This window comes from Micromonospora sp. NPDC049051 (assembly GCF_043197575.1).
Lineage (GTDB): Bacteria > Actinomycetota > Actinomycetes > Mycobacteriales > Micromonosporaceae > Micromonospora.
In genome coordinates this window covers 716,236-728,539 of sequence record NZ_JBICTL010000002.1, presented here as the reverse complement: position 1 = coordinate 728,539, position 12,304 = coordinate 716,236, and the positions used below count along the sequence as shown (strand labels likewise).

Sequence of the window (12,304 nt, the reverse complement as noted above, 5' to 3'; positions counted from 1 at the left end):
TCGACGGGTGACGGCTCAGCCGACGAGCGGCCGGACGTCCCAGAGCCACACGTCGTCGACGCGCTGGGGCGGGCCGATCAGCGCGGTCATCAGCTCGCGCAGGACCGCCTCGCGCGGATGCGCGCCGAGGACGACCACCGACGCCCGCCAGAAGCGCAGGTCCTCGACCGCCTGGCGGCGGTTCTCCTCGGTCAGCGCGGGGACCGCGTCCTTGTCCATCGTGGAGTAGATGAGGGTGCTGGTCGGCCGGTTCGGTGCGCCGAAGACGCCCTCGCCCCGCTCGTTCGGCCCGATGAAGTAGCCACCGGGGATCGGGAACTCGTGCTGCGTCAACGCGCTCCAGCGCAGCGTGGGCAGACCGTGCACGTTGCTCGGGATCGGCACCGGCACCAGGGTCCGGCCGTCCGGCACGTACGGGCGCCAGCCGCCCGCGGTGATGAAGTGCGGCGGCGGGTCGACGGGCTGCGCCGGCAGCGGGCGCGGGAACAGCGGCAGCACGGCGAGCGCGACGGCCGCGTACCCGACGGGCCGCAGCCAGCGGAGACGCGGCCCGGCGGCGGTGCTGGTGCCGTCGCCGGCGCGGGGGGCCGGCACCGGCGGACGACCGTTGCCGGCGACCGCGTCCCAGGCCAGGGCGAGCAGCACGCCGAGCGCCGCCGCCACCACCAGGGCCAGCCGGGTCGGCATCATCATCTCGACCAACGGCAGGTCGTCGGAGATGTAGGCCCACGGGCCGTCCGTCTCCGTCTCCACCCCGTTGAGCCGCACCTTCGGGCCGATCGAGGCCACCGTGAAGACCACCACCAGCACCGCGAGGATCCGGGCGGTGAGCGAGCGGCGGACCAGCAGCACCAGCGCCACCACCGACAGCAGCACCAGCGGCCAGCCGAACCAGGTGTTCTGCTCGGTCAGCCCGATGGTCTTCTCCACCGCCTCGTCGCCGGCCACGGTGTCCCGGGCGAAGGTGACGAAGGCGGCCAGGTCCTCGCCCCAACTGTGGAACACCCCGCCCTGCAAGCCCCGGTAGGACTGCGGGCCGTTGAACTGGAACCAGATCGGGTAGGCGGTCAGCAGCAGCGCCAACCCGCCGCCCACGCCGAGCGCGGCGGCGAAGCTGCCGGCCACCGCCCGCGTCCGCGCCGGCCGCATGATCGCGTACGCGACCACGACGACCAGGCAGGCCAGCGCGGTGAGCAGCAGCATCTCCTCGTTGATGAAGATCTGGTACGCCACCAGCAGGCCCAGCACGATGCCGTTGCGCCGCCGGCGGCCGGGCTCGCCGAGCCGCAACACCCGCACCACGATCAGGGGCAGCAGGAAGTTCGACACGAAGTTGGGCTGGCCGTTGGCGTGGTGCACGATGCCCGGCGCGAAACCGAGGAACGCGCCGCCGACGAAGGCCGCCGCGCGGGAGCGCACCAGGTGCCGCGACAGCATCCAGTACGACGTGCCGGCGGTCGCGGCCAGCGCCCCGCCCAGGTAGAGCGCGTACATGACCTGCGGGCCGAGCAGCATGGTCAGCGGGGCCAGCGGCAGCGTCACCCCGAGCAGCGAGGTGTTCGCCATCATGTTCACCCCGTCGGGGGCGTTCTGCCGCTCGGTGAACAGCGGGTTCTCCAGGTGCCGCACCGAGTACGCGCCGTGCGAGAAGAGCCACTCGAACCAACTGTGGTCGGTGGGCAGGTGCGACGACACCCGGTTCTGCACGTCCACCCAGTAGTTCAGGCACACGAAAACGCCGAGCAGGACATAGGCTCCGATGGCCAGTACGTCGGCGCGGGACGGCCTGCGCCGGGCCCGGCGCGTCGGCTCGGCCGCGACGGGCTCGGAGACGGAGTTCAGCGAGGGGTCTACCACCGGCACAGCCACGACGCGCCATCGTACAGGCGCGCCAACGTCGCTTTTGCCCAGCCGGTGCCCCCGCGGCCGATTTGCCGGTGCGCCGGAGGCCACGGTGTGACGGGGAGGACGGCACGTGACGGTCATCGACCTCGGCGAACGGCGGGACGTCGCAGGCCCCGCCGAGCCCGGTCCGGGCCGGCTCCTGCGCCGCTGGGCACCGGCCCTGGTCGCCCTGCTCTGCCTGGTGGCGCCGGCCGCCGCCGCGCCCTGGCCCGCGCAGCCGCCGGGCGCCGCGATCCCGGTCGAATCGGACGCGAACGTCCTGTTCGCCGACGAGGCGCTCCTGGTGACCGCCTCGGACCCCGACGCGGTGCCCGACGAGGCGGTGCGGCGCCTGGTCGCGTACCGGCTGCCCTCCGGCCGTCCGATGTGGCGGGTGACGATGCCCGCGCCGGGGCGGGTGTTCCAGGCCGTTCGGGTCGGTGACCTGCTGGTGGTCAGCTCGACCGGGGACCGGACGGTGCCGCCGACGGCGATCGGGCTCGCCGTCGGCGACGGCGGGGTGCGCTGGCGGGCCGAGGGACAGTTGCGCGGCGCCACCGGGGCCGGGCACCTGCTGCTGTCGGCCTTCGACACCTCGGGCGCGTCCGTGCTGCGTTCGGTGGACCCGGCGGGCGGCGCCGTCCGGTGGTCGCAGCCGCTGGCCTTCGAGGACACGCACCTGTACCGGCGCGACCAGCGGGTGCGCCTGCTGGCGGTGCTCGATGGCGGGCGACTGGAGGTGCGCGACCCCGACACGGGCGCGGTGCGCGTCGCGGCGACCGTGTCCGGCCGGTCCCGGGTGCTGACGGTCACACGGGAGCTGGTGCTGCTCACCGACGCGAGCGGCACCCTCAGCGGCTACGAGATCGCCGCCCTGCGCCGGCGGTGGAGCGTGCCCCGTGGCCCGGCCGACCAGCCCGACATCTACGACTGCGGCGTCCTGATCTGTGTCGACGACGGCTCGCCCACCGTCCGACTGCTCGATCCCGCCACCGGCACCGTGCGGTGGCAGACCGGGATGGCGGCGCTGTGGCCGGTCCCCGTCGAGGGCAGGCTGCTGGCCGTCCGGCGCTCGGGGGGCGGTGCCGCGGACCACGTGCTGCTCGACGCGGCGACCGGGCGGTCGGTACGGCAACTGGGGCGCTGGCAGCCGTTCGCCGGGGGGCTGCTGGAGGACCCCCGGATCACCGTGCACCGCAGGCAGCGCGACGGACGGTACCTGGTCGGCCGGATCGACGAGCGCGGGGAGGGCGTCCGGGTGCTGGCGGTGCTGCGGGGCGTGGTGGGGGCGTGCGGCACGTTCGGGTCGTCGGTCGTCTGCCGGCACGAGGACGGCGGGCTCGGCGTGTGGGTGCTGCCCGGCGACCGCGACCGGAAGGGGCGGGCGTGACGCTGATCGACCTCGGCGAGATACGCGACGAGCCGGGCCGGGAGGCGTCCCCGGCCCGCCCGCCCCGCGCCGTCGGCAGGCCGCTGCGAGTCGTACTGGCGCTCGCGTTCCTCGTGGCCACCGTGGCGGCGAGCGCGCCGGTGCCGGCCCGGGTCGCGTTCGTCGTGCCGGCCCGCCTCGGGGCGGAGGCGTTCCTGCACGGTGACCGGCTCTACGTCGTCGAGCCGGCCGAGGGGGCGTCCGACGGCACCGTCGAGGTGCGCGCGTACGCGCTGCCCGAGCGGGCGCCGGCCGACGATGCCCCGCCCGTTCCGGCCTGGCGCTCCCGGGTCGTGACGGCGAACCGGTTCATGCAGGTCCAGACCGGGCCGGGGGTGGTCCTGTTCTCGATCATCGGGAACCAGGACGGCGTGCAGACTATCGCCCTCGACGCCGGGACGGGCCGCGAACGCTGGCGGCAGCCCGGCGACCCCTGGTTCGACCCGACGGGGATCCTGCTGTTGCAGACCGGCGGGGAGGAGGGCGGCGTCGTACGGTCGGTGGATCCGGCCTCCGGCCGGGCGCTCTGGTCGGTGCCGACGCCGGGCCGGGCCGCGACGTACGCCCTCCGCGACGGGCGGGTGGACCGGATCGTGCTGTTCCCCGCCGAGGGGCGGGTCGAGCTGCGCGACCCCCGCACCGGCGTCATCGTGCACGCGGTGGACCTGCCCTCGGGCGACGTGCCCGGGCTCGTGCACACGATGGTGGCGCACGACCTGCTGCTGGTCGTCCGGCCGCCCACGGGCCTGGTGACCGCCTACGGGTTGGACGGGCTGCGGCGGCGCTGGGAGACCCGCCTGCCGCAGGTGGAGTACGTCAACCCGTGCGGCGAACTGTTGTGTGCGCCCCGAGGGAACACGTTCAGTGCCCTTGACCCGGCCACCGGGGCGCTGCGGTGGAGCGGGGAGCGGTGGGTGGGGGTGTTCCTGGCGCGGGGCGGACGGCTCCTGGCGCTGTCGTCCGGGGGCGTCGGTGACCGGTGGGGCGTGCTCGACGCGGCGACCGGCCGGGAGGTGGCCGACCTCGGCATCTGGCAGTTGATGCCCTTCTACGTCGACGAGCGGCTGCTCGCCGTGCGGCCGGCCGTCGCCGGTGGCGGGCTGGTGGTGGGCGAGCTGGACGTCGCCGCGGGACGGGCCCGGGTGCTGGACGTGCTCCGCGGTGCCTCCGGGGACTGCCGCAGCCACGGGAACGCGGTGGCGTGCCGGCTGCTTACCGGCGGGTTCGGCGTCTGGCGCTACCCCCGCTGAGCCGCCCTGGCGGGGGCGGGGCAGGCGCGTCCGGGACGCCGGCGTCGGGTCCTCGCGACCGCCGCCGGGGTCACCAGTTGGGCTGCTCCGGCGCCGGGGGCAGTGGCACGCCCGGCGGCCGGAGCACGTACGCCACCCCGCCGCTGCCGCCCTGCCAGGCGGCCTCGAAGCGGTCCCGGTCGACGGTCCGGCGCACCGCGTCGTCGTCCGGGGCGTACGGGTCGTTGAGCACCGGCGCGCCGGCCTCGGTGAAGCCGACCAGCACCATCAGGTGACCCTTGGTGTCGTAGTCCAGCCCGGGCACGTCGCCGGACCGGAACGCGGCCGAGACGATCAGCGGGATGCCGGCGGCCACGAACGCCTCCGCCTCGGCCAGCGAGCGCAGCCGGGTGACGAAGGCGTCCACGCCGTGCAGGCCCGCGTACGCGGTGTTGAACGACCAGTTGCCGGCCCCGGCGTACGTGTGGTCGTAGCAGTGCCGGGCGGCGTGCACCACCACCGGGCGGGGACCGGGCGGGGTCACCCAGGCGTACCGGGTCGCCGCCGGGGCGGCGCCGAAGAAGGCCAGCACCATCGAGGTGCAGGTGGGGCTGCACCAGGAGTCCCCGCCGCCGCCCCACTGCGGGTGCTCCCCGGCGTGCAGCCGCTGCGAGTAGCGCGGCACGTCCAGCACGGTGCCCCGAGCGGCCGGGACCCGCCCGGCGGGCCGCTCGACGGGCAGCGGGCGCGGGACGCGGGGCGTGGGCCCGGTGACCGGATCGGAGCCGCCCGGCATCGCCGCGGAGCCCGCCCGGCCTGCCTGCGGCGCCTCGGGCGACGCCGTCGGGCGGGGGCCGGCGGCGACCGCCCCGACCGAGCGCAGCACCGGGGTCTCGTCGGCGTCCGCCGGCCGGAGCAGGGTCACCCGGACCTGCCAGCCGGTGACCGTGGCACCCGTCACCACCAGGGTGTCCGTGTCCACCTGCGCGTGGGCGTCGCGCTGCCCGGGCACGGAGGCGCGGCGGATCGCGTGGTCGTCGGCCGCCCAGTTCGCGAGGACGTACCACCCGGTGGCCGGGGCGTCGTCGTGCCAGCCCCGTAGCTCCACCCGCAGCCAGCAGCCGCCGGGGGTGTCCCCGGTCCAGGAGGGCACCACGTCGCGCACGGCGAAGCCGACCGGCACGGGCGGGGACGTCCAGGTGCCGGCCGCGTACCGGCGGGGCCGGCCGTCGGCGTCGGGGTGGTCGAGCCACTCGGCGGGGTCGGCCAGTTCGAGGCCCCGCCCGCCGGCGCGCAGCCCGGACAGGCTGCCCAGCCCGGCGTCGTCGGGCAGGCGGAAGCCCCGGTAGGTGACGTCCCACCCGGTGAACGTCGCCGCGTCGGTCATCTGTGTCCCTGTCCGTTGCGAAGGTTGATGCCGAAAGCATCGCGTACGACGAAGGTTTTCTGCAACGGGGTGGGCCGGAGACGGCGGGTGCGGGCCGGGTTGGCGGCCGGCACTAGGTTGTGGGTGGTCAGGGGCACGAGGAGGCCGGGATGCGGGTACTGGTGGTCGAGGACGAGCGCAACCTCGCCGACGCGATCGCGCGGGGTCTGCGCAAGCGGGGGATGGCGGTGGACGTCGCCTACGACGGCGACAGCGGCCACGAGATGGCGTTCGTCACCCGGTACGACGTGGTGGTGCTGGACCGGGACCTGCCCGGTGTGCACGGCGACCAGATCTGCGCCGAGCTGGCCGCCTCCGGCACCCTCACCCGGGTGCTGATGCTGACGGCGAGCGGCACCGTCGCCGACCGGGTGGAGGGGTTGCAGCTCGGGGCCGACGACTACCTGCCGAAGCCGTTCGCCTTCGACGAGCTGGTCGCCCGGGTGCAGGCCCTCGGCCGGCGGGCCACCCCGGCCGCGCCGCCGGTGCTGGAACTCGCCGACCTGGTCCTCGACCCGGCCCGCCGGGTGGCGACCCGGGGCGGCCAGCCGGTCGACCTGACCAACAAGGAGTTCGGCGTGCTCTGCGAGCTGCTCAAGGCGCGCGGCGCGGTGGTCTCCAGCGAGGAACTGCTGGAACGGGTCTGGGACGCCAACACCGATCCGTTCACCACCATCGTCCGGGTCACGGTGATGACGTTACGCAAGAAGCTCGGCGACCCGCCGTTGATCGAGACGGTGGTCGGTGCGGGCTACCGCACGGCGGAGGCGTCGGCATGAGCACGAGACACGAGTCGGTCCCGCAGGCCGCGCGATGGCGGACGAGGGCGGACGCCGCGACCCGGCGCGCCCAGCTGCGGCCCACGTTGCGGCTGCGGCTGACCCTGCTCAACGGCGTGCTGCTGGTCGGCGCGGGCGCGATCCTGATGCTGCTGGCCTGGCTGCTGGTCCGCGACGCGCTGCGCCCGACCGACGAACTGCTCCCCGGCACGATGGTGGTGCTGGCCGACGGGCGGTCGCTGGACGCCGCGCAGTGGCAGCGTCAGCTCGTCGACGCCGCCAGCGGGGAGCTGCTGGTCAAGGGCCTGGTGGCGCTGCTGACGATCAGCGTCGTCGGGGTGGCCGGCGCGTACGCGGTCGCCGGTCGGGCGTTGCGCCCGCTGCACCAGGTGACCGCCACCGCCCGCCGGCTCGGCGAGACCACGCTGGACCAGCGGATCGGCTACTCGGGCGCCGACGACGAGGTGGCCGAGCTGGCGGAGACCTTCGACGAGATGCTGGACCGCATAGCCGCCGCCTTCGAGGCGCAGAAGCGCTTCGTGGCCAACGCCTCGCACGAGTTGCGGACCCCCCTCGCGGTGATGCGTACCGAGATCGACGTGACGCTCAGCGACGACGAGGCGGACGCCGCCGAGTACCGCCGGATGGCCACCGTCGTCCGCGACGCCTCCGAGCGGGCGAACAGCCTGGTCGACGCCCTGCTGGTGCTGGCCCGCAGCGAGGCCCAGGCCGGCCGCCGGCTGGGTCGCCGCACCGAGTGCGACCTCGCCGCCGCCACCGCCAACGCCCTGTCGGCCGTACGCCGGGAGGTCGAACGGATAAAGCTGCGGGTGCAGACCTCGCTGGAGTCCGCGCCGGTCGTCGGCGACCCGGGGCTGCTGGACCGGCTGGCCGGCAACCTGATCGAGAACGCGATCCGCTACAACCACCTGCACGGCCGGGTCTGGGTGCGTACCGGCTCGGACGGGTGCCGGTCGTGGCTGGTGGTGGGCAACACCGGTTTCGAGGTGGACCAGGCCGACGTGCCCGGCCTGTTCGAGCCGTTCCGGCGCGGCGGTCGGGAGCGGACCGGCGCCCGCGGCTCCGGTCTCGGGCTCTCCATCGTCCGGGCGGTCTGCGACGCGCACGGCGGCACCGTGAAGGTGATCGCCCAGCCGGGGGGCGGGTTGGAGGTCACGGTGACCCTGCCGGCGGCGGAGGCCGCCCCGGCGATCGGCGCCGAGGAGCCAGCCGCCCGGCGGTGAGGACCAGCCCGGCGTCGCGGTTCAGGGCGGTCGCGGTTCAGGGCGGTGGGGTTGCGGCTCGGGCCGCGGGGTTGCGGCTCGGCGACGTCTGATGGAAGGATCATGGCGTCAGCTCGAGGACCGGAGGGGGGTGCGTCGATGTTCACCGTCATGATCTCCGCGTCCCGTACCGCCGGCTGACCATCACGCACACGGGGCGCCTCCATCCGTAACGGAGGAAGCCGTGCATCCACGGATCCACAACGTCAGTTCCGACTGCCCCGACCCTGGCGTCCCCACGGGACACGAGTTGCGCCCGCGGCGTGACGCGGCGGCGCCGTCGAGGCCGTCCAGCTGGGAGGAACAGCAGTGAGCGCGATCATCCACAACATCGGCATCGACTGCCGCGACACGTACGCTTTGGCGGGCTTCTGGGCCCAGGTCTTCGACTGCCCCCGGCAGCCGGACGACTTCCCGGGCGATCCGGAGGCCATGCTGCTGCCCCCGGGCGGCCCGGAGGTGCTCTTCCTGGCGGTGCCGGAGGGCAAGGCGGTGAAGAACCGTCTGCACCTCGACCTGGCGCCCGCCGACCGGACCCGGGACGAGGAGGTGGCCCGGCTGCTGGGCATCGGGGCCACCCAGGTCGCCGACTGCCGTCGCCCCGACGGGTCGGGCTGGGTGGTGCTGGCCGACCCGGAGGGCAACGAGTTCTGCGTGCTGCGCAGCGCGGCCGAGCGGGCCGCCGCCGTGGCGGCTGACGCCGGGAGCTGACGCGGCAGGGGCCCGTCACCCTGCCGGCGACGGGCCCCACACGCGTACGGTCAGACCTTCCGCTCGATCGGCCCGCGACTGGTGGTGAACCCGGACTGAGGGTCGGTAGATCAAGCGATCCGGTAGCCGATTCCTGGCGTCGTCGCGATGACCGGGGGATCGTCGAGCTTGCGGCGTAACCGGCCCACCGTCACCGTGACGGTATTGCTGAACGGGTCGGCGTTCTCGTCCCAGACCTGCTCGAGCAGGGCTTCGGCGCTGAGGAAGCCCGGGCTGGCCCGCAGCAGCGCCTCCAGCACTGCAAACTCCTTGACGGAGAGGTTGAGTTGCCGCCCGTCGCGAACGGCGGTCCGGCGTACCGGGTCCAGTTCGATCCCGGCCGCGCTCAGGGTGCGTGGCCGGGCATGCGGCTTACGCCGCGCCAGCGACTGGAGGCGCAGGACCAGTTCCGGGAAGTGGAAGGGCTTGGCGAGATAGTCGTCCGCGCCCAGGGTCAGCCCGCTGACCCGGTCGCCGGGGGCGCTGGCCGCAGTCAGCATCAGCACCATCGGCCGGTCTGCCCGCTCGGTGATCATCTGGCAGAGCAGGTCGCCGTGCAGGCCCGGCAGGTCCCGGTCGAGGACCACCACCTCGTACGCGGTGAGATCGAGCTTGGCGGCTGCGGCCAGCCCGTCGTGTGCGAGGTCGACGGCCATCCCCTGGTCGCGCAGCCCTTCCGCGACAACCTCGGCGAGGGCGTCATCGTCTTCGACGACCAGGATCCTCACGCCGCCACCGGCACCTTCGCGGCCGGAAGCGCGATCGACACGCACAGCCCACCCTCCCGCCGGGCGAACACGGCGAGCCGGCCGCCGTGGGCAGCGGCGACAGCAGCCACAATGGACAGACCCAACCCCGAGGAGCCGGTGCGTACCCCACCGAGCCGCTCAAAGGGCCGCGCTAACCGGTCGACCTCGCGCTGGTCGAAGACGCGCCCGCCGGTCTCGACAGCCAACACCACTTCCTCCTCGCTCGCGGACACCGTGATCTGGATCCAGCCGCCGTGCTCGTTGTGTGTCACGGCGTTGTCGATGACGTTGCCTACCAGCCGCGCCAGCAACGGCGGGCTGCCTTGGATCGCTGGTGCAGGCGGCGCGTTCAGCGTCACGCTCAGTTCCTTGGCCTCCACGTCGGCGGACCTCTCGCCCAGCGCCGCACCGATGAGCTCGCCGAGGTCGACGCGAGCGGTGTCGGCCAGCGCGCCGTGCTGAGCCCGGGCCAGCACGAGGAACCCGTCGAGCAGATGATCGACACGGTCCAGCTGCGGACGCAAGCGGTCCACGAGCGCCACGGTCGAGGGGGCCGGATCCGACTTGGCGGCCGCGACGTCCATCGCCGCTCGCATCGTCGTCAGCGGTGTACGCAGCTCGTGCGAGGCGTTGGCGACGAATCGGCGCTGCGCGACGAACGACGCCTCGAGCCGTTCGAGCAGCTCGTCGATGGTGTCGGCGAGGCTCTTGACCTCGTCGGCTGGGCCGGTGACGGCCAGCCGCTGGTCGAGGTTGTCGGCGGAGATGCGCCGCGTGGCGCTGGTGATGAGTCGCAGCGGCCGCAGTACGCGTCTGGCCAGCACCCGGCCGAGCAGCAGCGAGACGACCGCCATCACGGCCAGCGCCACCAGCGAACCGGCCAGCAGTTGGCGGGACTGCTGCGTCTGCGCTGCGACCAGTTGCTCTTCCAACTCGCGAATGCGCTGCTGTGCCGCAGCGAGGTTGCCCTGTACGGGGAGATTCCCGGCCGGGGCGCCACTGCTCACGCGGCTGCCGGAGAACAGAACGGTCAGTCCCAGCAGCCCGACACCCGACAACAGGAACACGGCAGCGTACAAAAATGTGAACCGTGCCCGGACGGTCCCGCTGCGCATCTCCATCATGTCCTCCAGCATGCCGCGGCAGAACTAACAGCAGCATGACAACATCGGTTCGGGCCGTGTAACACGCCCATCTGTAGAACCGACGGCATGTCAACCATCGAACTCCTCCGGCGGGAATGGGCCGCGTTCCGTCGCCCCGGCCGCCTGATCGCCCTGGCCGCCGCAGCCCTGTCCGTCATCGCGCTAGGTCTGTTGTTTGCCTCCGGTAACCGCTCGTCCTGCGACTGGCCCTGTCCGACTGTTCCCATCGCTGACGATGGAGCCGTCGTCAGCGACAGGTTCTGGTTCCTGCATCGCGACCTTGGCCGTGAGGGCAGCATCACGGTCCGGATGACCTCGATGACCGGGACGATCACCTATCCGCCGCCCAACCATGACCAGATCGTGTCCGGGCTGGTGCCGTGGGCGAAGGTGGGGATCATCGTCAAGGATGGCGTGGGGCAGGGCTCGCCGTATGCGGCGGTCATGATGACCGGCAACCACGGCGTGCGCTTCCAATACGACTACACGCACGATGTCGCCGGAAGCGCGGGCGGCGTATCGCAGCAGTCCCCGCGCTGGCTGCGCCTGACCCGCTCGGGCGACACCGTCACCGGCTCCGAGTCCGCCGACGGCAGGCAGTGGCGCACCGTCGGCGTGGCCACACTCGACGGGCTGCCGGACACCGTGCAGGTCGGCCTGTTCGCCACTTCCCCCGGCGACCTCACGCTCCGCAGGATCGGCCTTGGCGGCGCGACCGAGGAGGTTCGGTTCACCCAGGCTGTCGGCGTCTTCGACAACGTCGCCGTCGAGGGCGGCGGCATCGGCGCGTGGGACAGCGACCCGGTCGGCGAGATGAACCACACCGACTGGGAGAGGTACCACCACGCGTCGGGAGCCGTGGAGAAGGACGGCGTCATCACGGTCAGCGGCACCGGCGACATCGGGCCGCGCGGCGAGGAAGGCGCGCTCACCGCTGAGAAGACCCTGCCCGGCCTGGCGGTCGCGTTGACAATCGTGATCGTCGTCGCGGCCCGCTACGGCGCCCGGACAGCTCGTGAGAGAGCCTCCCGGCGGGTGGCCGCCGCCCGGTCGGGCGTCGTCGCAGCAGCCACCTTCGTCACCGGCATGCTCGCTGTCGGCGTCGTCCTTCCGGCGGGCATCGCGATCCTGCGGGCCAACGGCATTCCGGTGCAGCCCCTGCCGCTGCTGAGCGGCGCTCGGGTGGTGGTTGGCGTCGCGGCGGTGCTCGCGCTCTGCGCCGCTTTCACATACGGACTCGGCGTGTGGCTGCGTCGCGGCTGGGCGGCGATGCTCACCGGACTGTCACTGATCGCTCTGCCCTACACCGTCACAGCGGTCCCGCTGCTGCCCGATGCCGTCTCCGAATGGCTCCTGCGACTCACCCCGGCCGCAGGCTTCGCCATCCGCCAGACAGCAGCGGAGTATCCACAGGTGACCGCGCACTACGCACCGTCTGCTGGGTACTTCCCGCTCCCCGGCTGGGCCGGACTCGCCGTCCTCTGCGCGTACACGGCGATCACGCTATGGATCGCCGTCGGCCGCAGACCGGCCACGAGCACCGACTGGCGGTAGCAGACCGCCAATCGGTTCTCGGTCCACCGAGGTTGCCTCCGTGCACCCCGGGCAGGTGCCCGATTCTTCCTGTAAA

At 73.5% G+C, this 12,304-nt stretch carries 10 protein-coding genes; 6 read left to right on the top strand and 4 right to left on the bottom strand.

The features are described 5' to 3' along the window. Positions 1-15 precede the first annotated feature (15 nt). Entirely contained in the window at positions 16-1,869 is a 1,854-nt protein-coding gene (locus ACGFIR_RS10500; protein WP_393144428.1) for a hypothetical protein, read from the bottom strand. Positions 1,870-1,975: 106 nt separating this feature from the next. Between ACGFIR_RS10500 and ACGFIR_RS10495 the strand changes: the two genes are divergently transcribed. Together ACGFIR_RS10495 and ACGFIR_RS10490 are read left to right on the top strand one after the other, a co-directional pair. After that, on the top strand, positions 1,976-3,274 hold the full coding sequence (locus ACGFIR_RS10495; RefSeq protein WP_393004064.1) for a PQQ-binding-like beta-propeller repeat protein: 1,299 nt from the start codon (positions 1,976-1,978) through the stop codon (positions 3,272-3,274). Next, positions 3,271-4,563, top strand: a complete 1,293-nt coding sequence (locus ACGFIR_RS10490) for a PQQ-binding-like beta-propeller repeat protein (protein WP_393144426.1) — start codon at positions 3,271-3,273, stop codon at positions 4,561-4,563. Before ACGFIR_RS10495 ends, ACGFIR_RS10490 begins: the two co-directional genes overlap by 4 nt. A 70-nt stretch (positions 4,564-4,633) precedes the next feature. On the opposite strand, the gene ACGFIR_RS10485 is transcribed toward ACGFIR_RS10490, so the two are convergent. After that, the gene (locus tag ACGFIR_RS10485; RefSeq protein WP_393004060.1) at positions 4,634-5,929 is read right to left on the bottom strand and encodes a C39 family peptidase; all 1,296 of its coding nucleotides are present in this window, start codon (positions 5,927-5,929) and stop codon (positions 4,634-4,636) included. A 149-nt stretch (positions 5,930-6,078) separates the two neighbouring features. On the opposite strand from ACGFIR_RS10485, the gene ACGFIR_RS10480 reads away from it, so the two are divergent. The 3 genes from ACGFIR_RS10480 (at position 6,079) to ACGFIR_RS10470 (ending at position 8,741) form a co-directional block, all read left to right on the top strand. After that, positions 6,079-6,747, top strand: coding sequence for a response regulator transcription factor (locus ACGFIR_RS10480; protein ID WP_358084829.1), 669 nt, complete (start codon positions 6,079-6,081; stop codon positions 6,745-6,747). 74 nt (positions 6,748-6,821) lie between these two features. After that, positions 6,822-7,991, top strand: a complete 1,170-nt coding sequence (locus tag ACGFIR_RS10475; protein ID WP_393004695.1) for a sensor histidine kinase — start codon at positions 6,822-6,824, stop codon at positions 7,989-7,991. A 348-nt stretch (positions 7,992-8,339) separates the two neighbouring features. Further along, entirely contained in the window at positions 8,340-8,741 is a 402-nt protein-coding gene (locus ACGFIR_RS10470; protein WP_393004058.1) for a VOC family protein, read from the top strand. Positions 8,742-8,851: 110 nt separating this feature from the next. Here the strand turns inward: ACGFIR_RS10470 and ACGFIR_RS10465 are convergent, their stop codons facing one another. Further along, positions 8,852-9,508 (bottom strand): response regulator transcription factor, encoded by a 657-nt coding sequence (locus ACGFIR_RS10465; RefSeq protein WP_393004056.1) that lies wholly within the window; start codon positions 9,506-9,508, stop codon positions 8,852-8,854. Next, positions 9,505-10,653, bottom strand: coding sequence for a sensor histidine kinase (locus ACGFIR_RS10460; RefSeq protein WP_393004054.1), 1,149 nt, complete (start codon positions 10,651-10,653; stop codon positions 9,505-9,507). Before ACGFIR_RS10460 ends, ACGFIR_RS10465 begins: the two co-directional genes overlap by 4 nt. Positions 10,654-10,740: 87 nt before the next feature. On the opposite strand from ACGFIR_RS10460, the gene ACGFIR_RS10455 reads away from it, so the two are divergent. Next, positions 10,741-12,228, top strand: a complete 1,488-nt coding sequence (locus ACGFIR_RS10455) for a hypothetical protein (protein ID WP_393144424.1) — start codon at positions 10,741-10,743, stop codon at positions 12,226-12,228. Positions 12,229-12,304 lie beyond the last annotated feature (76 nt).